The following is a 19,722-nucleotide window of genomic DNA, read 5'->3' on the forward strand; positions in this document are numbered from 1 at the left end:
GATGCCCGGGTCGGAGGGCGACAGACCCTTGGGTCGTTTTTACCACCGAAAGGCCCGAATACGGTGTTCCCGGAATAGGACTCTGAGGCTCGCTTCATGGACCTGCCGGCAGCGTCGTTGCGAAGCGGCTATCCCGGCGATCGCGAAGCGCACGGAACAGACGCTTCGCGGTCATACTTTGTGCGGTAATCGGTCATTCCGGTTGCGATAATCGCTCAGTCGTATCGACAATCGGCCAGAGCCCGCCCGTCAGGAATAACAAGGAATGACCGACTCCCCCCGCGCCAGCCTGCCGCCCCTCGCGCCGCCGATCGTCGCCTCGCCGGCCAGGCGTATCGAGGCCTTTACCGGCGATCCGAATTTCATGACCTCGCTGGCCCGTGGCCTGGCGGTGATCCATGCCTTCCAGGAGCGCAAGCGCCACCTGACCATCGCGCAGATCAGCCACCGCACCGAGATTCCCCGCGCCGCCGTGCGCCGCTGCCTGCACACGCTCATGAAACTGGGCTACGTCACCTCCGACGGACGCACCTATTCGCTGCTGCCCAAGGTGCTGACCCTCGGCCACGCCTACCTGTCGTCCACGCCGCTGGCGGTCACCGCCCAGCCGATCCTCGACCGCCTGAGCGAGCAACTGCACGAGGCCTGTTCGATGGCCACCCTGGAGGGTGACGAAATCCTCTACATCGCCCGCTCCGCGACGCCGCAGCGCCTGATCTCCGTGGACCTCAGCGTCGGCAGCCGGCTGCCGGCCTATTGCACCTCGATGGGCCGCATCCTGCTCGCCGGGCTGGACGACGAGGCACTGGAGGACTACCTGTCCCACGCCGACCTGCAGGTGAAGACCAGTCGCACCGTGCACACCCCGGAGATGCTGCGTTCGAGCATCGCCGAGATCCGCCGGCAGGGCTGGGTGATCATCGACCAGGAACTGGAAGTCGGCCTGCGCTCCATCGCCGTGCCGCTGAAGGACTCCGCCGGCCAGGTGCTGGCCGCGCTGAACGTTGGCACCCATGCCGGACGAGTGTCGCGCCAGGAGCTGGAAACCCGCTTCCTGCCGGTGCTGCTGGAAGCCAGCCGCGAGCTGAGCACCCGGCTGTTCCACTGAGCGACGGCGTGCCTCTTCGGAGGTGTGCGCCGTGCAGTCGCAGGCGCGGTGCCACGCCGGACTGATCCACGGCAACGAAACCGACGGGCGGCCAACCTAGACTTCGGGACCGCCCATCCCCGCGAAAGGAGTCACCCATGCACGTGGACATCGCCATCGTCGGCGCCGGCCCCGCCGGGCTCTGTCTGGCCCGCTCGCTGTCCGGCAACGGCCTGTCGATCCTGTTGATCGAGCGCCAGCCGCAGGCCTGCCTGGCCGAGCCGGCCGAGGACGGCCGCGAGATCGCCCTGACCCATGCCTCCCGCGCCGAGTTGCAGCGGCTGGGGATGTGGTCGCGCATCGATCAGCAGGACGTCTCGCCGCTGCGCGATGCCCAGGTGCTCAACGGGCCGTCGCTGTTCGCGCTGCGTATCGAGGCAGGGCAGGCGGGTGCCGAGCAGCTGGGCTACTTCGTTTCCAACCAGGTGATCCGTCGCGCGGCATTCGACGCGGTGCAGGAATGCCCGGATGTCTCGCTGCTCTGCGGCCGGGCGCTGCGCTCGCTGCGGATGGAGCGCGACGGCGCGCAACTGACGCTGGACGACGACAGCCAGGTGCATGCGCGCCTGCTGGTCGCCGCCGACAGCCGCTTCTCCGAGACGCGGCGGATGCTCGGCATCGGCGCGAGCATGGAGGATTTCGGCAAGACCATGATGGTCTGCCGCATGGCCCACGAACGGCCGCACCACAACGTGGCCTGGGAATGGTTCGGCTACGGCCAGACGCTGGCGCTGCTGCCGATCAACGGCGACCGCTCTTCGGTGGTGCTGACCTTGCCGCAGCGCGAGATGGCGCCGCTGCTGGAACTGGACGAGGCGGCGTTCGCCCACGAGATGGAGCGGCGCTTCGACCGCCGCCTGGGTGCGATGCAACTGCTCGGCGCGCGCCATAGCTATCCGCTGGTGGGGGTCTTCGCCGACCGCTTCGCCGGCCCGCGCAGCGCCCTGATCGGCGACGCCGCCGTCGGCATGCATCCGGTCACGGCACACGGTTTCAACTTCGGCCTGCAGAGCCAGCGCCGGCTCGCCGCGGAAGTGCTGGCCACCCATCGGCGCGGCGGCGACATCGGCGGCGCCTGGCCGCTGCGCCGTTACGCCACGGCCCACCGCCTGGCGACCTGGCCGCTGTACCAGGCCACGCGCCTGATCGTCGGCATGTACACCGACCCGCGTCCGCCGGCGCGCCTGCTGCGCAACGCCGGCCTGCGCCTGGCGCAGGGCCTGCCGCCGCTGCGGCAGGTCATCGCGCGGCATCTGGCGCAGGGGGCATAAAGGCCCGAGCAAAGCATCGCGGACGGAGTCCGCTCCTACGGGAGCGTGCTCTGTCATCGACCATCGCTCCACGCCATCCCAACGAGCTTTACACGGTAATTCGTCGAAAACGCAGGGCGTACAACCGCGAACGGTTATTGTCGGTGACTTCGGCCTTGGGCGGTTCGCGAGCATGCTCGCTCCCACGAAAGCCGTTCGCTGCGACAGTCGGCCTCGCGCCGGTGTGGGGCAAAATGAACGATCCAGCCGCCGTCAGAGCGGCTCCTCCTGCGTGCGAAAACCATAACAATCCGATCCAGGGGGCATCATGGCCATCTCTTCCAGCGACATCTGCGCGGCCGCCGACGGCCTGTGCGGCTTCGTCGGTTTCAACCGCAAGACGGGCAAGTACATCGTGCGTTTCAGCGAGGACTCCTTCGGCATGGACGTGGTCGAGGACAGCATCCGGCCAGCGTGCGAGTTCGTCTGGACGTTAGGGACGGGTACGCTCATGACTCTGAGCCGTGAATGCCTGGAGATTCTCGTCGCGCAGAACATCAATGACCGCCTCAACTTCGGCGATGCGCTGCTCACCTACCTGCGCCGCACCGACCTGCCGGAAATCGTAGCGGAACGGCGCCTGAAGTAAGTCTCGGCGGCGGGGTGGCCGGTTGCGCCGGTCGGCCTCGCATCTCTCCGGCGCTGCTCCGCTCGTTGCGTTCGGCCTTCGGCTGACCGAGAGCCTGGCCGGGCCTGCAAGGGCGGGGCGCTGGCGCCCCCCGGTCCCGTTCTCCAGGCTGTGCCTGCGGTCGTCTCGGCGAGCGCAACCGGCTGCGCCTGGCCTATGCTGTCCAGGTTCGCCTTGCATTAAGGTGCAACCTATTCGCGCGTCGGGTTATACCTTGGTCTCATCCGTCCGTCGGCATACTCGGCGGAGCGCTTCGCCCTGGTCCCGAAATGCCCCGTGAATGCTTGGGACCAAGCGTATTCGGGGGTTTGCGAAAGAGTGGTTGCACCTGGTTGCACCTTCGTGGGCGGCGGTTTAACCTTGCGCCGTTTTGCCACGCTCCACTTTTTTAACAATAGGACGACTCATGGCCACCACGACCCTCGGCGTGAAGCTCGACGACGCTACCCGCGAACGTCTGAAGCACGCAGCCCAGCAACTCGACCGCACTCCACACTGGCTGATCAAGCAAGCGATCTTCACGTACCTGGAACAGGTCGAGGGTGGGCTGACTCCCGCCGAGCATTCCGGTCTGGCCGCCGCCGCTGGCGAAGAGTCCCTGGACTCGCTGAGCGAGCAGGGCCTGCAGGTCTTCCTCGATTTCGCCGAAAGCATCCTGCCGCAGTCCGTGCTGCGTGCCGCCATTACCGCCGCCTATCGCCGCCCGGAAACCGAGGCGTTGCCGATGCTGCTGGACCTGGCGCGTCTGCCCAAGGAACAGGCCGACGCCGCCAACAAGATGGCCCTGGGCATTGCCGAGAAACTGCGTAACCAGAAGAACGCCGGTGGCCGTCAGGGCCTGGTGCAGGGTCTGCTGCAGGAGTTCTCGCTGTCGTCGCAGGAAGGTGTGGCGCTGATGTGCCTGGCCGAAGCGCTGCTGCGCATCCCGGACAAGGCCACCCGTGACGCGCTGATCCGCGACAAGATCAGCAACGGCAACTGGAGCCAGCATCTGGGCCAGAGCCCGTCGATGTTCGTCAACGCGGCCTCCTGGGGTCTGCTGATCACCGGCAAGCTGGTTTCGACCCACACCGAGGCCGGCATGTCCTCGTCGCTCAACCGCATCATCGGCAAGTCCGGCGAGCCGCTGATCCGCAAGGGCGTGGACATGGCCATGCGCCTGATGGGCGAGCAGTTCGTCACCGGCGAGACCATCGCCGAGGCCCTGGCCAATGCGGCCAACATGGAATCCCGCGGCTTCCGCTACTCCTACGACATGCTCGGCGAAGCCGCGCTGACCGAAGACGACGCCCGTCACTACCTGGCGTCCTACGAGCAGGCCATTCATGCCATCGGCAAGGCATCCCACGGCCGTGGCATCTACGAAGGCCCGGGCATCTCGATCAAGCTCTCCGCGCTGCACCCGCGCTACAGCCGCGCCCAGTACGACCGCGTGATGGACGAGCTGTACCCGACCGTGCTCGGCCTGGTGAAGATGGCCCGCGACTACGACATCGGCATCAACATCGACGCCGAGGAAGCCGACCGCCTGGAAATCTCCCTCGACCTGCTGGAGCGCCTGTGCTTCGAGCCGAGCCTCGCCGGCTGGAATGGCATCGGCTTCGTCATCCAGGCCTACCAGAAGCGCTGCCCGTACGTGATCGACTACGTCATCGACCTGGCCAAGCGCAGCCGCCACCGCCTGATGATCCGCCTGGTGAAGGGCGCCTACTGGGACAGCGAAATCAAGCTGGCCCAGGTCAACGGCCTGGAAGGCTACCCGGTCTACACCCGCAAGCCTTACACCGACGTGTCCTACCTGGCCTGCGCGCGCAAGCTGCTGTCCGTGCCGGAAGCCATCTACCCGCAGTTCGCCACCCACAACGCGCACTCGCTGTCGGCCATCTACCAGCTGGCTGGGCAGAACTACTATCCCGGCCAGTACGAGTTCCAGTGCCTGCACGGCATGGGCGAGCCGCTCTACGAGCAGGTGGTGGGCAAGGTCGCCGACGGCAAGTTCAACCGTCCGTGCCGCATCTACGCCCCGGTGGGCAGCCATGAAACCCTGCTGGCGTACCTGGTGCGCCGCCTGCTGGAAAACGGCGCCAACACCTCCTTCGTCAACCGTATCGCCGACCACAGCATCTCGCTCAAGGACCTGGTGCTGGACCCGGTGCTGCAGGTCGAGCAGATGGCGGCGCAGGAAGGCACCCTGGGCCTGCCGCACCCGCGCATCGCGCTGCCGCGCGGGCTGTATGGCGAGTCGCGGCTGAACTCCGCCGGCATCGACCTGGCCAACGAACACCGCCTGGGTTCGCTGTCCTCGGCGCTGCTGTCGAGCACCAACCAGAGCTACGTCGCCGAGCCCATCCTCGGTCTGGCCGACGCCGCTCCGGGCGAGCCGCAGCCGGTGCGCAACCCGGCCGACCTGCGCGACGTGGTGGGCCATGTGCGCGAGGCCAGCGAAGCCGATGTGCAGAATGCCATCCTCGGCGCGCTGTCCAGCGCGCAGATCTGGCAGTCCACCCAGCCGGCCGAGCGCGGCGCCATCCTGCAGCGTGCCGCCGACCTGATGGAAGCCGAGATCCAGTCGTTGATGGGCGTGCTGGTGCGCGAATCGGGCAAGACCTTCGCCAACGCCATCGCCGAAGTGCGCGAGGCGGTGGACTTCCTGCGCTACTACGGCGCCCAGGCCAGCACCCACTTCGCCAATGACAGCCACCGCCCGCTGGGCCCTGTGGTCTGCATCAGTCCGTGGAACTTCCCGCTGGCGATCTTCAGCGGCCAGGTGGCCGCCGCCCTGGCCGCCGGCAACACCGTGCTGGCCAAGCCGGCCGAGCAGACTCCGCTGATCGCCGCGCAAGCCGTGCGCATCCTGCTGGAAGCCGGCGTACCCGCTGGCGCCGTGCAACTGCTGCCGGGCCGTGGCGAAACCGTCGGTGCCCGTCTCGTCGGTGACGAGCGTGTGCGTGGCGTGATGTTCACCGGCTCCACCGAAGTGGCCGGCATCCTCCAGCGCAACATCGCCGGCCGCCTCGACGCCCAGGGCCGCACCATCCCGCTGATCGCCGAAACCGGCGGCCTCAACGCGATGATCGTCGACTCCTCGGCACTGGCCGAGCAGGTGGTGGTGGACGTGGTCAACTCCGCCTTCGACAGCGCCGGCCAGCGTTGCTCCGCGTTGCGCGTGCTGTGCGTGCAGGACGACGTGGCCGACCGCGTGATCGCCATGCTCAAGGGCGCGATGGCCGAGTACCGCGTCGGTGCGCCGGAGCGCCTGCACACCGACATCGGTCCGGTGATCGACGAGGAAGCCAAGGGCAACATCGACAAGCACATCCAGACCTTGCGCGACAAAGGCCGCAAGGTGTTCCAGAGCGCCCGCGTGGACGCCGAGGAAATCAAGCGCGGCACCTTCGTCGTGCCGACCCTGATCGAGCTGGACAGCTTCAGTGAACTCAAGCGCGAAATCTTCGGCCCGGTGCTGCACGTGGTGCGCTACCAGCGCGCCGAGCTGGGCCAGTTGCTGGAGCAGATCAACGCTTCCGGCTATGGCCTGACCCTGGGCGTGCACACCCGCATCGACGAGACCATCGCCCAGGTAGTGGAGAGCGCCCACGTCGGCAACCTCTATGTGAACCGCAATGTGGTCGGCGCCGTGGTCGGCGTGCAGCCCTTCGGTGGCGAGGGCCTGTCCGGCACCGGTCCGAAGGCCGGCGGTCCGCTGTACCTGTACCGACTGCTCTCGACCCGCCCGCAGGACGCGGTGGCCAGGCAACTGCAGGGGGACGGCGCGCAAGCGGTGACCCGTCCGGCCGAGGCGAGCAAGGCGGTGGATGCGCTGACCCAGTGGGCCGGCCAGAACGAGCCGGCGCTGGCCGCGCTGATCGCCGGGTACGCCGAGCTGTCGCAGAGCTACACCGTGCAGGTGCTGACCGGCCCGACCGGCGAGCGCAACACCTACAGCCTGCTGCCGCGCGAACACGTGCTGTGCCTGGCCGAGGAACGCGTCGACCTGCTGGCGCAGTTGGCCGCCGTACTGTCCGTGGGCAGCCGCGCGCTGGTCCTGCAGGCGCAGAGCGAACTGGTTACCAGCCTGCCGAAGGAGGTGCAGAAGCGCATCGACCTGATCGCCGACTGGGCCGCCACCGACAGCGCCTTCGACGCCATCCTGCACCACGGCGATTCCGACCAGTTGCGTGCGGTGTGCGAGCAGGCATCCCAGCGCAAGGGCGCCATCGTCGGAGTCACCGGGTTGAACCGCGGGGAAACCGACATCCCCCTGGAGCGCCTGCTGATCGAGCGCGCCCTGAGCGTCAACACCGCCGCCGCCGGCGGCAACGCCAGCCTGATGACCATCGGCTGACGTCCACGCCGGGAGCGCGCCTGTTCGGGGCGTTCCCGGCGAGCCTTTCGGCCGCCGCCCGGCGGTCTCCGGCCTGCCAGCCTTCGGGTGGGGCTATCCGCTCCGGGCGGGCCGTTTCCCTCGCGCTTCCCGCGCATTCCGTTTCGGGCGCCAAGCCCGGCACGACGGCGGAGCTACCCGCTCCGCCGATTTCCTTTCTCGTCCCAGGTATCTGCTTGACGCATGCGGCCAGAACGGCGTGCAGGAGCGGACTCTGTCCGCGATGGGATTCCATATCCGTACGATGGGTGCCGGTCCTGGTTCGCGAGCAAGCTCGCTCCCACGAAAAGCAGGAACACCCTCGGCTGCGGGACCGGCACCCTGTAGGAGCGAGCGTGCTCGCGAACCCCCGCCGTCAGGCGTGGCGAACCCCCGTACGCCGCACCGAGGCCGCCGCCGTCGCCACGAACAACCCCGCCGCCAGCGCCAGCGCCACCGGCACCCCTTGCGGACCGAAGTCCATCAGGCTGCCGCTGAGCAGCGGGCCGAGCAGGCTGCCGACGCCCCAGAGCATCCCGGCGGCGGCGTTGGCGGTGACCAGGTCGCGGCCCCGGAAGCGCTGGCCGATCAGCACCAGGGCCAGGGTGTAGACCCCACCGGCTACCGCGCCGAGCAGCATCAGCGCTGGCCACAGCAGCGAGGTCTGGCCGATCAGCCAGGGCAGGCCGAGGCCGATCAGCATTGCCGCGACGCCGCAGGCCAGGTGCAGGCTGGGACGGTCGAGGCGGTCGGAGAGCCAGCCCAGCGGCAACTGGCAGATCATGTCTCCCAGCAGGATCACCGTCGCCATGAACGCGGCGATGCCCACCGCGTAGCCGTGGCTGGAGGCGTAGACCGGGAAGAGCGACAGCACCACGCTGTCGAAGAAGGAGAAGAACAGCACGCCCATGCACAAGGCCGGCGCCACCCGCAGGAAGCCGGCGAGGGAGAAGCTGCGCGGCTCTTCCACATGCTCGTGGATGCCTTCCTCGGGCATGGCGAAGGCCACGGTGGCCAGCGCGACCAGGTGGCCGGCACTGACCAGCAGCGCCACCCAGGGCGTCTGCGCGCCGAGCAGCGCCACCAGCGTCGGGCCGAGTAGCTGGAAAGCGGTGAAGCTGGTGGCGTACAAAGCGACGATGGTGCCGCGATTGTTCTCGCCGCACAGCTCGTTGACCCAGGCCTCGCCGAGGATGATCGCGATGCCCATGCCGACGCCCAGCGCCAGGCGCGCAGCGGCCAGCAGCCAGAGGGAATGGCTGCTGAGCTCGATGGCCGCGGTGCTCGCGGCGCACAGCACGAAGCACAGCAGGTACAGGCGGCGCCGGCTCATCAGTTGGCAGAGGCGGTCGACCAGGGCGGCTGCGAGGATCATGCCGGCCGCCGGCACCGCCGAGAGGATGCCGATCTGCAACGCGCTGGCGCCGTTGTCCAGCAGGCGCAGCGCCACCAGCGGCAGGGTGGCGCCCAGGCTCAGGCCGACGATGGACACGGCGAACAGCAGCACCGCCAGCAGCGGCTTGTTCAAGGAAGACGGATGGAGGGAAGACGGATTGTTCATGGAAACCTTCTCCTGCCCCGGCGCTTGAGCGTTGGGGACAGCACATGCGAGCGAACCCGCCGGCATTTACCGGTGGGCGGAATCGGAATGCGGAATGACCGGCGCGCGTGCGGCCGACATCCGGCTCAGCAGCCGGTGGGCGGGGAGAAGGTGAAGGCGAACAGCACGCTGCGACGACGGCGCAGCGCGGTATCGATTTTGCGCACGCGCGGGGGCTCTCGCAGCAGGGCGAGGCTCGGGTCGGCGAAGCGGTAGAACGGGGTCATGGTGCGGGTACAGCGGAATGCCGGAAACCGCGCACTCTAGTGAGTGCGCTGCGGGGCGTCAATCTCGGCCGGCCGCGCGGTATCGCGTTGAACGCCGGCATGGCTGGCGTCGATCGGGTTCGCGAGCACGCTCGCTCCTACGCAGAGTGCGCGTGCTCTACCTGTAGGAGCGAGCTTGCTCGCGAACCATCGAACACGCCGAAACTACCGGTTGAATGCTGGCGCTCCCGCCGAAACCTCCTGCGGCCGGCTCAGTACGTCGCGCCCCGGCAGGAATCGCCCGAAACCGCGATCCTTGCCCAGCGCCTCCGGGAAGCCGCTCCCGCGCCGATACGCCACGCGCCCATTGATCAACGTGGCCTCCACCGCGTCGTCGTTGCGCTTCACCAGGCGCGTCAGACCGAGCACTTCCATCGGCGCCTCGCTGACCTCATCCAGTGCGTCGGTCAGGCCTTGCGGGTTGATCACCACCAGGTCGGCGCGGTCGCCCACGCGGATGTAACCGGCATCGATCCCGGTGAAGTCCGCCAGCTCGCCGGTCAGCCGGTGCACGGCGCGGCCGGTGTCCATGAAGCCGGCGCCGGCCAGCTCGGCATCGCGCACGTACTTCAGGAAGCGCAGCGGGAAGTTGTACTGCGCATGGGACGCCAGGTGCGCGCCGGAGTCGGCGAAGCCTGGCTGAGTCCAGGGGCTGGCCAGCAGCTTGGCCATGATCTCCGGACGGTGGTTGCCGTAGCAGGTGGTCCATTTCAGCGCATTGCGATACTGGCCGGCCAGCTCGAAGAAGGCGTCCACCGGGTCCAGCCCGCGCTCGCGGCCGATGTCCTCGAAATTGCGCCCGATGAGGCTTGCGTCCGGGCACTCGCGCACCCAGCAGTCGGACAGCTTGCGATGCCACAGGCCGATACTGAGGGTGGCCTTGATGTCCTTCTTGAAGCGCTCGCGGAAGGCCGGGTCCTGGATGCGCGTGTAGAGCTCGTCCGGGTCCTTGATGTCGCGCAGCACCTCACCGGCGCCGAACTCCTCGAAGCCGTTCATGTTCAGCCCCTCGATGCGCACCACGAAGGGCGCGGGCAGGGTCTGCCAGCGGTAGCGGCCGCGCAGCAGGCGGTTGGCGACCCAGCCGGAGGCGCGGGTGACGCGGTGCATGAAGGGCTGGGACTTGAGGTCCAACGCGGTGAGCATCGAGCACTTCAACGGGCGGCGGAACCAGCCGTGGGCCTGGTAGAGGAAGGCGAACACGTTGATCTTGGTGACCGCGTTGGGCGCGCCCTGCATCAGCGCGTTGCGCCGACGCAGCACGGCGAACAGGCGGGAGAACTCCTTCCAGCTGGCAAAGGTGGACGGCAGCGGGCTGGACCAGGCGCGGTCGCCGTCCATCTTGTCCAGGCGCGTGGTCATCACCGAGAGGCCGAAGCAGCCGGCGTCCAGCGCCTGCTCCAGCAGTTCCTCCATGCGCGAAAGCTCGGCCTCGGTGGGCTTGGCGCCGCTGATGGCGCGCTCCAGGCCCATCACCGTGACGCGCAGCTCGGAGTGCCCGAGGAAGGAGCACAGGTTCGGTCCCAGCGGCTGCTGGTCGTAGAAGGCGCGGTAGCCCTTGGCGTCCTTCCAGGTGCGCTTGTCGCGCAGGATCGGCAGCACCTGCTCGCGCGGCACGGCCTCGACGCGGGTGAACAGGTCGGAGCAGTCCTCGGCCTCGCCCAGCACCATGCTGATCGAGCAGGAGCCGACCGACACCGTGGTCACACCGTGGCGTACCGATTCCTTCAGCGCCGGCGCGGCGATGGCCTCGGCGTCGTAGTGCGAGTGGATTTCCAGGAAGCCGGGGGTGACCCACTTGCCGGTGGCGTCGATCACTTCCGCGCAGCCGTCTTCGTCCAGCGGGCTGACGCTCAGGGTGTCGATGCGACCGTCCTTGACGCCGACATGGCGCAGGCTGCCGGGGGCATCGCTGCCGTCGAAGTACAGGCCGTTCTTGATGATGATGTCGTAGCTCACAGGAGGCTCCAGGGCGACAGCAGCAGGACGCCGCTGACCAGCAGCAGGCAGTGGATGGCGAGACGGAAGTGACGTTCCTCGAAACGGTGGTGCAGGCGCTCGCCCAGCCATACGCCGAGCAGCAGCAAGGGTGCGTAGGCGAGCACCTGGGGCAGCGCCGGGCGCAGGCGGCCGTCGAGGAGGAAGGCGACGGTCAGCAGGCCGTTCAGGGTGAACCAGACGCACACCAGGGTGGCGCGCAGGCGGGTCTTGTCCAGCGGGCGGGTGGCCAGGGCGTAGACCAGCAGCGGGCCGCCCGAGGCGAACAGACCATGACAGATGCCTGCCGCGCCGGTGGCCAGGCGCACCACCCAGTTGGGTGCATGTCCGCGCTCCGGAGCGCTGGCGCGCAGGCGCCACAGTTCGCGGACGGCGAACCAGAGGATCAGCGCGCCGAGGCCGCGCTTGAGTGGCTGCGGGTCCAGATGCGGCAGCATCAGGTAGCCGATCAGCATGCCGACCAGCATCCCCGGCAGCACGGTGTGCAGCAGCAGGCGGGTGTCGATCAGACGGCGGTGGCGCCAGCACAGGTAGCCGGTCATGCCGATGTTCAGCGGCACGAGGATCGGCAGCAGCGTCTCGATGGGCATCAGCAGCGCGCCGAGGGACAGGGCGATCACCACGCTGCCGAAGCCGGTGATGGCTTCCAGGGTGTAGGCCAGCAGGATGAAACCGCCCAGGGCGATGGCAGGCGCGTTCACCGGTTGCCCTCGCTGACGGCGGCGAACGACGCATCCCGAGGCGCGCAGCGTGCCCACCACTGCGCCAGCACGAGGCCGGAGAACAACTGCCAGCAGCCCCAGAACGCCGCGATCAGCAGCATGCCGCCGGCCTGCGGGAAGAAGGTGAGGATCAGCGCCATGCCCAGCGCCGAGTTGTGGATGCCGCTTTCCAGGGTAACGGCGCGCACGTCGGCGTCCGGCAGCCGCCACAGGCGCGCGCAGACATAGCCCAGCAGCAGCGCGGTGCCGTTGAGCAGCAACACCAGCCAGAAGAACAGGTGGAAGTAGGCGATGAACTGCTGGAAGTTCTTCGCGAAGGCCACGCCGACGAAGCCCAGCATCACCAGCAGCGACAACTGCCGCAGCGGTTTTTCCAGGAGCCGCGCCAGTTGCGGTTTCTGCCGGCCCAGGGCCATGCCGGCGAGCATCGGCAGGATCAGTACCAGCAGCACCACGCCGGCCAGTTCCAGCGGGTCGATGTGGATCTGCGTGAGGCGGTCGCGGGTGGCCGGATTGAGGCCGGCATAAAGGGCGAAGTTCAGCGGCGTGAAGATACCCGCGCTGAGCCCGGACACGGCGGTGACGCTGGCCGACACCGCGACGTTGCCGCGCGCCATCCAGGTCATGATGTTGGAGAAGGTGCCGCTGGGGCAGGTGGCGACCAGGATCATCCCCAGCGCCAGTTCCGGGTCGATCGGCAGGAAGAGCGTCAGCAGGCAGGTGACGGCGGGCAGCAGCAGGAACTGCACCAGCATGCCGATGGCCGGTGCCTTGGGCTGGCGGAGGATGCGGGTGAAGTCGTCGCGGCGCAGTTCCAGCGATACGCCGAACATCATCAGGGCGATGATGACGTTCAGCGCGATCATCGAACCGCCGGAAAACTCGAGGTTGACGTCAGGCATCGCCGGTCTCCTGTCGAAAAGGGACGGGCAACGCGATGGCCGGCGCTCGGGGCGCGGCTCCGTGGTTATCGTGCATGCAAGGTGACTCGTATTTGTATTTATCGTTGTAATTGGCAAGCATACGGAATCGTTACCGTCCGGTAACGGCTCAATCGAGACTTCGCGCGGTTAATTCGGGACCATGCCCCACAGCCCATCGATCACCGTTCACTATGCCCAGGGCATTCTCCAGGCTGCGCAGCGCCTGGGTCTGCCGGTGCCGGCCGAACTGCCGGTCGAGGCGCGTATCCCGCTGGCCGTGCAGGACCGCATCTGGGAGGGGCTGTGCGCCGCCTCCGCCGACCCGCTGGTGGGGTTGCGCCTGGGCAGTGCCCTGCAGGTCGGCCACCTGGACATGGTCGGTGCGCTGCTGATGAGCTGCGAGCACTTCGGCGAGGCGCTGGAGGCGTTGCTGGAGTATTACCCGATCATCGCCGAGGGCAGCGAGTTCCAGCTCGAGCGCGATGCCGCCCAGGTGCGCCTGATCTACCGGCCCAGCTACGTGGCACGGCGCGAGGAACGGGTGGAGGCGGCGCTGGCGAGCCTGGTGCACATGACCCGCTGGATCACCGGCGAGCGGGTGACGCCGAGGCGCTTGACCCTGAGCCATCGGCCCCGCGCCGAGTACGCCCGTTATGACCAGGTGCTGGGATGCCCCATCGACTTTGCCGCAGCGGACAACGCCCTGTGCTTCGCCCTGGCGGACCTCGACGTGCCGCTGATCCAGGCCAACGCGCTGATGCGCGAGCACCTGCGGGCGCTGGCCGATGCGCAGTTGCAGCGCCTGGGCGCGCAAAGCCTGGCGGCGCAGGTGCAGCAGTTGCTGCGTCAGCAGCCGAGCTGGGGCAAGGAGCGGGTCGCCGAGCAACTGGCGCTCAGCGGCCGTCACCTCAACCGCAAGCTGGCCGACGAGGGCACCAGCTTCAAGCTGCTGCGCGAGCAGGTATTGCATGGCATGGCCGAGCAATTGTTGCGCGAATCGCCACGCCTTGCCGAGGTCGCCGAGCGGCTTGGCTTCTCCGACGAGAGCGCTTTCGCCAAGGCGTTCCGCCGCTGGAGCGGGATGACGCCGGGCCAGTTCCGCCAGGGGGCGGATGGCTCTTCGTAGGAGCGGCGCAGAAATACCCAGCCAGAAGCAAAAGCATCGCGGACTTTGTCCGCGATCAACCCCGGCTCGCGCGCTGATTGGCGATCTGCGCCGAACTGCTCTTCGTAGGAGCGAGCTTGCTCGCGAACGGATTCGCCGGATGCAGCGGTGTCAGGCGGTGCGCGAGCAAGCTCGCTCCTGCAGAAGGTGAATCCGGCGGTCAGGATGCGCCCGGCAGCTCCGCGCCCTTCGGCCACAGCAGCCACAGCTGGCCTTCCTGCTTCATGTGCCCGGCCAGCTCGCCGGCGGCATCGCCGGTGCCCCAGAACAGGTCCGCGCGCACATCGCCGACGATGGCGCCGCCGGTGTCCTGGGCCGCCACCGGGCGCACCACCGGCGCGCCGTCGGGGCGGGTGGTGGAGAGCCACATCAGGCTGCCCAGGGGGATCACCTTGCGGTCGATGGCCACGCTGTAGCCCGGCGTCAGCGGCACGTTCAGCGAGCCGCGCGGGCCTTCGTTGCTGTCCGGGCGCTGGCTGAAGAACACGTAGCTGGGGTTGCTCGCCAGCAGTTCGTCGACCCGCTGCGGATGGGCGCGGGCCCAGTCGCGGATGCGCGTCATGCTGACTTCGTCCTTGCTCAGCTCGCCCTGTTCCACCAGCCAGCGGCCCACCGGCTTGTAGGGGCGGCCGTTCTGCTCGGCATAGCCCAGGCGCAGTTGACGCCCGGAGTCCAGCTGCACGCGGCCCGAGCCCTGGATCTGCAGGAATTGCAGGTCCATCGGGTCGCCCAGCCAGGCCAGAACCTGCGCATCGACGCCATCACGGCGGATGCCGGCGGCATCGGCGTAGGGCTTGACGGTGTTGCCGTCGAGCTTGCCGCGCAGGCGCTTGCCCTTGAGCTCGGGGTAGACGCTATCCAGCGCCACCACAACCAGGTCGGACGGCACGCCATACACCGGCACGCCGTGCTGTGTGTTGCGCTCCAGGCTGCCGCGATAGACCGGCTCGTAATAGCCGGTGATCAGGCCGGTTTCGCGGCCACTGCCTGCACGCAGCTGGTAGGGTTGCAGGTGCTCCTGCATGAACTGGCGGATCGCCGCCGGCGAGGCGGGGACGCCCAGTGCCTGGGTGCAGGTGGCGGCCCAGATTTGATCTTTCTTCAGGCGCACCGCGCAGGCCGAGCGCCAGGCGTTGAAGCCTTGCACCACGTCGCTGTCGGCGGTTTTCGGCAGGTCCGACCAGTCGGCCTTGGAATAGGTCGGCGCCTTGGCTTCTTCGGGCTTTTTGCCGAACAGGCCGCAGCCCGAAAGCAGGGTGGCGATGCAGAGGGTGGCGAGGAGAGGGCGGGTCCAGTGGCGGGACGAGTCGGTCACGGGCGAGTCCTGGCAGGCAAACGAAAGCCCGCTAGCTTGGGCAGACGCGGGGCGTGCGTCAAACGCATCGGTCGGATTTACACGCCTTGCAACGAATCCGCGGACGGACCGGTAGAATGGCGTTCTGATTCGACAGACGGATGGTTAGAGCGTGGAGGCAAGGCAGGGTTTCGTCCTGACCCGACATTGGCGGGATACGCCCGAAGGCACCGAGGTGGGCTTCTGGCTGGCCACCGACGAGGGGCCCCGGCATGTGCTGTTGCCGCCACAGACCTCGGTGGCCTTCGTGCCGGCCGAGCAGCGTGCCCGCGCCGAAAAGCTGCTGGCCGGCGAGCGCGGTGCCGAGCTGCGCCCGCTGGGCCTGCGCGATTTCCAGCAACGCCCGGTGCTGGGCCTTTATTGCCAGCAGCATCGCCAATTGATGAACCTGGAGAAGCGCCTGCGGGAGGCCGGCGTCGAGATGTTCGAGGCGGACATCCGCCCGCCCGAGCGCTACCTGATGGAGCGCTTCATCACCGCGCCCGTGACCTTCAGCGGCAAGCCGGGAGACGCCGGCAGCGTCATCGAGGCACAACTGCGCCCGACGCCGGGCTACCGGCCGAAACTGAAACTGGTCTCGCTGGACATCGAAACCAATATCCGTGGCGACCTCTATTCCATCGCCCTGGAAGGCTGCGGCCAGCGTCAGGTCTACATGCTCGGCCCGGCCAACGGCGTCGATGGCGAGCGCGACTTCGAGCTGGAGTATTGCGACAGCCGCGCCGAACTGCTGGAGCGTCTGAACCGGTGGCTGGCCGAGCACGACCCGGACGCCATCATCGGCTGGAACCTGGTGCAGTTCGACCTGCGCGTGCTGCAGGAACACGCCAAGCGCCTGGACGTCCCGCTGCGCCTGGGCCGTGGCGGCGACGAGATGGGCTGGCGGCAGCACGCGTCGGGCAATCACTACTTCGCGGCGGCGGCCGGACGGCTGATCATCGACGGCATCGAGGCGCTGCGCTCGGCGTTCTGGAGCTTCCCTTCGTTCAGCCTGGAAAGCGTCTCGCAGAGCCTGCTGGGCGAAGGCAAGTCGATCGACAACCCCTACGACCGCATGGCCGAGATCGACCGCCGCTTCGCCGAGGACAAGCCGGCGCTGGCGAAATACAACCTCAAGGACTGCGAACTGGTCACGCGGATCTTCGAGAAGACCCGCATCCTCGACTTCCTGCTCGAACGCGCCAGCGTCACCGGCCTGCCGGCGGACCGCAGCGGTGGCTCGGTGGCGGCCTTCACCCACCTGTACCTGCCACCGATGCACCGCCTGGGCTACGTCGCGCCGAACCTCGGCGGCAAGGTGCCGGAGGCCAGCCCCGGCGGCTTCGTCATGGATTCGCGGCCGGGACTCTACGAGTCGGTGCTGGTGCTGGACTACAAGAGCCTGTACCCGTCGATCATCCGCACCTTCCTGATCGACCCGGTGGGGCTGGTGGAAGGCTTGAGCGACCCGTCGGACGCGGTCTCGATCCCCGGCTTCCGTGGTGGACGATTCTCCCGCACGCAACATTGCCTGCCGGCCATCGTCGAGCGTGTATGGCAGGGTCGCGACGCCGCCAAGCGCGAGGGCAACGCGCCGCTGTCCCAGGCGCTGAAGATCATCATGAACGCCTTCTACGGCGTGCTCGGCTCCAGTGGCTGCCGCTTCTTCGACCCGCGCCTGGCGTCGTCCATCACCCTGCGCGGCCACGAGATCATGCGGCGCACCCGCGAGCTGATCGAAGGGCAGGGGCATCGGGTGATCTACGGTGACACCGACTCCACCTTCGTCTGGCTTGGCCGTGCGCACGGCGAGGACGAGGCCGCCGAGATCGGCCGCTCCCTGGTGCGTCACGTCAACCGGTGGTGGGGCGAGCACCTGCGCGAGACGTATGGCCTGGAAAGCGCGCTGGAAATCCAGTTCGAGCGGCACTTCCGGCGCTTCCTCATGCCCACGGTGCGGGGCGCGGAGGAGGGCAGCAAGAAGCGCTACGCCGGCCTGGTGCGGCGCGCCGACGGCAGCGATGAGATGGTCTTCAAGGGCCTGGAAACCGTGCGTACCGATTGGTCGCCGCTGGCCCAGCAGTTCCAGCAGGAGCTGTACCTGCGCATCTTCCAGCGCCAGCCTTACCGCGAGTTCGTCCGCGATTACGTGAGTCGCACCCTGGCCGGCGAGCAGGATGAGCTGCTGATCTTCCGCAAGCGCCTGCGCCGCCGGCTCGGCGACTACGAACGCAACGTCCCGCCCCACGTGCGCGCGGCGCGCATGGCCGATGACTACAACGAGCGCCAGGGACGGCCCCGGCAGTACCAGAACGGCGGCTGGATCAGCTACGTGATGACGGTCAACGGCCCCGAACCGCTGGAGACGCGGCACTCGCCCATCGACTACGACCACTACGTCAGCCGGCAACTGCAGCCGGTGGCCGACGCCATCCTGCCGTTCGTGGAGGATGATTTCAATGCGTTGATCGATCGGCAGATGGGGTTGTTCTGAGTGGGGCCGGGAGAACTGTCCGCGAGCGAGGGCTGGGGGCGTGCGGGTTAGCCTCGCGCTTGTCGTAGGAGCGAGCAAGCTCGCGGACCCGGCGGCAAGGCCGCTGTCAGGTGGTCTGCGCGGGTGTCGGGCGGTCCGCGAGCAAGCTCGCTCCTACAAAAGGAATGTCGGCGAGTCGTGGTGAGGGGGCAGACCGCAGGATGGGTATCGCTTCACTCGACGCCATCCTGCGGTTTACCCGAGGCACGTACGGCGTGCCTTACGCCATCGGCGGCAATCGCCGCTTCACCGGGGTCTTCTTCACGATGGCGGTATTGGTCTCGGCAAAACCGTTCAGGTGGTCCAGCAACTCATCCAACTGCTCCATCGACCTCACGCACATCCGCGCGTAGAAGCAATCCTCGCCGGTGACCTTGTCGCACTCGGTGAACTCGGGGATCGCCATGATCTGCCTCTCCACCTCCTGCAGCCGTCCCGGCAGCGGTCGCACACGGACGATGGCCTGCAACTGGTAGCCGAAGGCGCGCGGGTCGACGTTCACCGTGTAGCCGGTGATGACCTGGCGCTCCTCCAGCTTGCGCAGGCGCTCGGCCACGCTGGGAGCGCTCAGGCCGCTGGCCTGGGCCAGGGCCTTGAGGGAGAGGCGGGAATCTTTCATCAGTGCGGCGATCAGCAACTGGTCGATTTCATCGGTCATGGCGACCTCGAAAGGTAAATGGCGAAAGTTACCTTGATAGTAAAGGTGAACCTTGGTTTTTGCCTCTGTCAGGCGATGGAGCGCGTCGAATCACCCATTCATACTGGTCGCCAACGAAAGGAGGTGAACCATGAACGAGCGGATTCGACGCGGCACCCTGGAAATGGTCAGCGCCATGCTGATCTGCGGCACCATCGGCTGGCTGGTGGTGGTCTCCGGGCAACCGGTGCTGGACGTGGTGTTCTGGCGTTGCCTGTTCGGCGCCGCGACCCTGCTGCCGATCTGCGGCCTGATGGGTTTCCTGCGGCCAGGCATCCTCACCCGCGCCACCTTCGGCCTGGCGTTGCTCAGCGGCGTGGCCATCGTCGGCAACTGGGTGCTGTTGTTCGGTTCCTACTCGCGGGCTTCCATCGCCATCGGCACGGCGGTGTACAACGTGCAGCCATTCCTGCTGGTGCTGCTGGGCGCGCTGTTCCTCGGTGAGCGCCTGAGCGCGCAGAAGATGGCCTGGCTCGGGGTCTCCTTCCTCGGCATGCTGGCCATCGTCAGCGCCCACGGGGCCGACGGACAGGTGGGCAGCGACTACCTCGGCGGCATCGCCCTGGCGCTCGGCGCGGCGGCGCTGTATGCGCTGGCGGCGCTGATCATCAAACGCCTGGATGGCATTCCGCCGCACCTGATCGCACTGATCCAGGCGCTGACCGGCGTGGCCCTGCTGGCTCCCTGGGCCAATCTCTCGCCGTTGCCGCAGGCGACCTCGGCCTGGGCCAGCCTCGCGACCCTGGGCATCGTGCACACCGGGATCATGTACGTGCTGCTCTACGGCGCGATCCAGAAGCTGCCGACGACCTTGACCGGCGCGCTGTCGTTCATCTATCCGATCGCGGCGATCTTCGTCGACTGGTTCGCCTTCGGCCACCGCCTGACACCGCTGCAATGGCTGGGCGTGGTCGCCATCCTGCTCGCCGCCGCCGGCATGCAGCGCGGCTGGCGCTTCGACCTGCGGCGGCTGGCCTGGCGCTGAAATCCCTGCTTGGCTGACAATGCCGGGGAACCTGCGCCGTCGGGCGCCGTCT

General features: G+C 67.8%; 14 protein-coding genes. 7 read left to right on the forward strand and 7 right to left on the reverse strand.

Translation table 11 applies throughout. The annotated features are described in order from the left end of the window. The first annotated feature begins 265 nt into the window (after positions 1–265). From ACYCAX_RS06895 to putA, 4 genes are all read left to right on the forward strand, one after another. Positions 266–1,108 carry an IclR family transcriptional regulator gene (locus ACYCAX_RS06895; RefSeq protein ID WP_015476958.1) on the forward strand — a complete coding sequence of 281 codons (843 nt, stop codon included), beginning with the start codon at positions 266–268 and terminating at the stop codon, positions 1,106–1,108. Between the two features lie 137 nt (positions 1,109–1,245). Next, a complete protein-coding gene (gene ubiM / locus ACYCAX_RS06900) occupies positions 1,246–2,418 on the forward strand; it encodes a 5-demethoxyubiquinol-8 5-hydroxylase UbiM (RefSeq protein WP_294978713.1) in 1,173 nt (390 codons plus the stop codon). Between the two features lie 307 nt (positions 2,419–2,725). Next, entirely contained in the window at positions 2,726–3,046 is a 321-nt protein-coding gene (locus ACYCAX_RS06905) for a DUF2025 family protein (protein ID WP_015476960.1), read from the forward strand. Between the two features lie 445 nt (positions 3,047–3,491). After that, positions 3,492–7,430, forward strand: coding sequence for a trifunctional transcriptional regulator/proline dehydrogenase/L-glutamate gamma-semialdehyde dehydrogenase (putA, locus tag ACYCAX_RS06910; RefSeq protein WP_460247668.1), 3,939 nt, complete (start codon positions 3,492–3,494; stop codon positions 7,428–7,430). A gap of 394 nt (positions 7,431–7,824) precedes the next feature. Here putA and ACYCAX_RS06915 read toward each other — a convergent pair whose 3' ends face one another. From ACYCAX_RS06915 to ACYCAX_RS06935, 5 genes are all read right to left on the reverse strand, one after another. Further along, positions 7,825–8,976 (reverse strand): MFS transporter, encoded by a 1,152-nt coding sequence (locus tag ACYCAX_RS06915; RefSeq protein ID WP_460247733.1) that lies wholly within the window; start codon positions 8,974–8,976, stop codon positions 7,825–7,827. A gap of 158 nt (positions 8,977–9,134) precedes the next feature. Further along, positions 9,135–9,275: a hypothetical protein gene (locus ACYCAX_RS06920; RefSeq protein ID WP_294974728.1), complete on the reverse strand. Its 141-nt coding sequence runs from the start codon at positions 9,273–9,275 to the stop codon at positions 9,135–9,137. Between the two features lie 204 nt (positions 9,276–9,479). After that, on the reverse strand, positions 9,480–11,273 hold the full coding sequence (locus ACYCAX_RS06925) for an N-acyl-D-amino-acid deacylase family protein (protein ID WP_460247669.1): 1,794 nt from the start codon (positions 11,271–11,273) through the stop codon (positions 9,480–9,482). Further along, a complete protein-coding gene (locus ACYCAX_RS06930) occupies positions 11,270–12,013 on the reverse strand; it encodes a sulfite exporter TauE/SafE family protein (protein ID WP_460247670.1) in 744 nt (247 codons plus the stop codon). Before ACYCAX_RS06930 ends, ACYCAX_RS06925 begins: the two co-directional genes overlap by 4 nt. Continuing rightward, positions 12,010–12,936: a bile acid:sodium symporter family protein gene (locus ACYCAX_RS06935; RefSeq protein WP_294974718.1), complete on the reverse strand. Its 927-nt coding sequence runs from the start codon at positions 12,934–12,936 to the stop codon at positions 12,010–12,012. The genes ACYCAX_RS06930 and ACYCAX_RS06935 overlap by 4 nt, the downstream gene beginning before the upstream one ends. Before the next feature lie 181 nt (positions 12,937–13,117). On the opposite strand from ACYCAX_RS06935, the gene ACYCAX_RS06940 reads away from it, so the two are divergent. Further along, positions 13,118–14,083 (forward strand): AraC family transcriptional regulator, encoded by a 966-nt coding sequence (locus tag ACYCAX_RS06940; protein ID WP_015476966.1) that lies wholly within the window; start codon positions 13,118–13,120, stop codon positions 14,081–14,083. A gap of 199 nt (positions 14,084–14,282) precedes the next feature. Here the strand turns inward: ACYCAX_RS06940 and mltA are convergent, their stop codons facing one another. Then, on the reverse strand, positions 14,283–15,437 hold the full coding sequence (gene mltA / locus ACYCAX_RS06945; protein WP_460247671.1) for a murein transglycosylase A: 1,155 nt from the start codon (positions 15,435–15,437) through the stop codon (positions 14,283–14,285). A gap of 151 nt (positions 15,438–15,588) precedes the next feature. Here mltA and ACYCAX_RS06950 point away from each other — a divergent pair, with 151 nt between their 5' ends. Beyond that, complete coding sequence (locus tag ACYCAX_RS06950; protein WP_460247672.1) at positions 15,589–17,949, forward strand: DNA polymerase II; 2,361 nt, start codon at positions 15,589–15,591, stop codon at positions 17,947–17,949. Positions 17,950–18,208: 259 nt separating this feature from the next. Here ACYCAX_RS06950 and ACYCAX_RS06955 read toward each other — a convergent pair whose 3' ends face one another. Next, positions 18,209–18,646: an Lrp/AsnC family transcriptional regulator gene (locus ACYCAX_RS06955; RefSeq protein ID WP_015476969.1), complete on the reverse strand. Its 438-nt coding sequence runs from the start codon at positions 18,644–18,646 to the stop codon at positions 18,209–18,211. Positions 18,647–18,776: 130 nt separating this feature from the next. Here ACYCAX_RS06955 and ACYCAX_RS06960 point away from each other — a divergent pair, with 130 nt between their 5' ends. Continuing rightward, positions 18,777–19,670, forward strand: a complete 894-nt coding sequence (locus tag ACYCAX_RS06960) for a DMT family transporter (protein WP_460247673.1) — start codon at positions 18,777–18,779, stop codon at positions 19,668–19,670. Positions 19,671–19,722 lie beyond the last annotated feature (52 nt).

Source organism: Pseudomonas sp. MT3, assembly GCF_054720805.1.

Coding starts and splice junctions, on each gene's coding strand:
- ACYCAX_RS06895 (WP_015476958.1), top strand. CDS start 266: ATGACCGACTCCCCCCGCGCCAGCCTGCCGCCCCTCGCGCCGCCGATC.
- ubiM (WP_294978713.1), top strand. CDS start 1,246: ATGCACGTGGACATCGCCATCGTCGGCGCCGGCCCCGCCGGGCTCTGT.
- ACYCAX_RS06940 (WP_015476966.1), top strand. CDS start 13,118: ATGCCCCACAGCCCATCGATCACCGTTCACTATGCCCAGGGCATTCTC.
- ACYCAX_RS06960 (WP_460247673.1), top strand. CDS start 18,777: ATGAACGAGCGGATTCGACGCGGCACCCTGGAAATGGTCAGCGCCATG.
- putA (WP_460247668.1), top strand. CDS start 3,492: ATGGCCACCACGACCCTCGGCGTGAAGCTCGACGACGCTACCCGCGAA.
- ACYCAX_RS06905 (WP_015476960.1), top strand. CDS start 2,726: ATGGCCATCTCTTCCAGCGACATCTGCGCGGCCGCCGACGGCCTGTGC.
- ACYCAX_RS06920 (WP_294974728.1), bottom strand. CDS start 9,275: ATGACCCCGTTCTACCGCTTCGCCGACCCGAGCCTCGCCCTGCTGCGA.
- ACYCAX_RS06955 (WP_015476969.1), bottom strand. CDS start 18,646: ATGACCGATGAAATCGACCAGTTGCTGATCGCCGCACTGATGAAAGAT.
- ACYCAX_RS06935 (WP_294974718.1), bottom strand. CDS start 12,936: ATGCCTGACGTCAACCTCGAGTTTTCCGGCGGTTCGATGATCGCGCTG.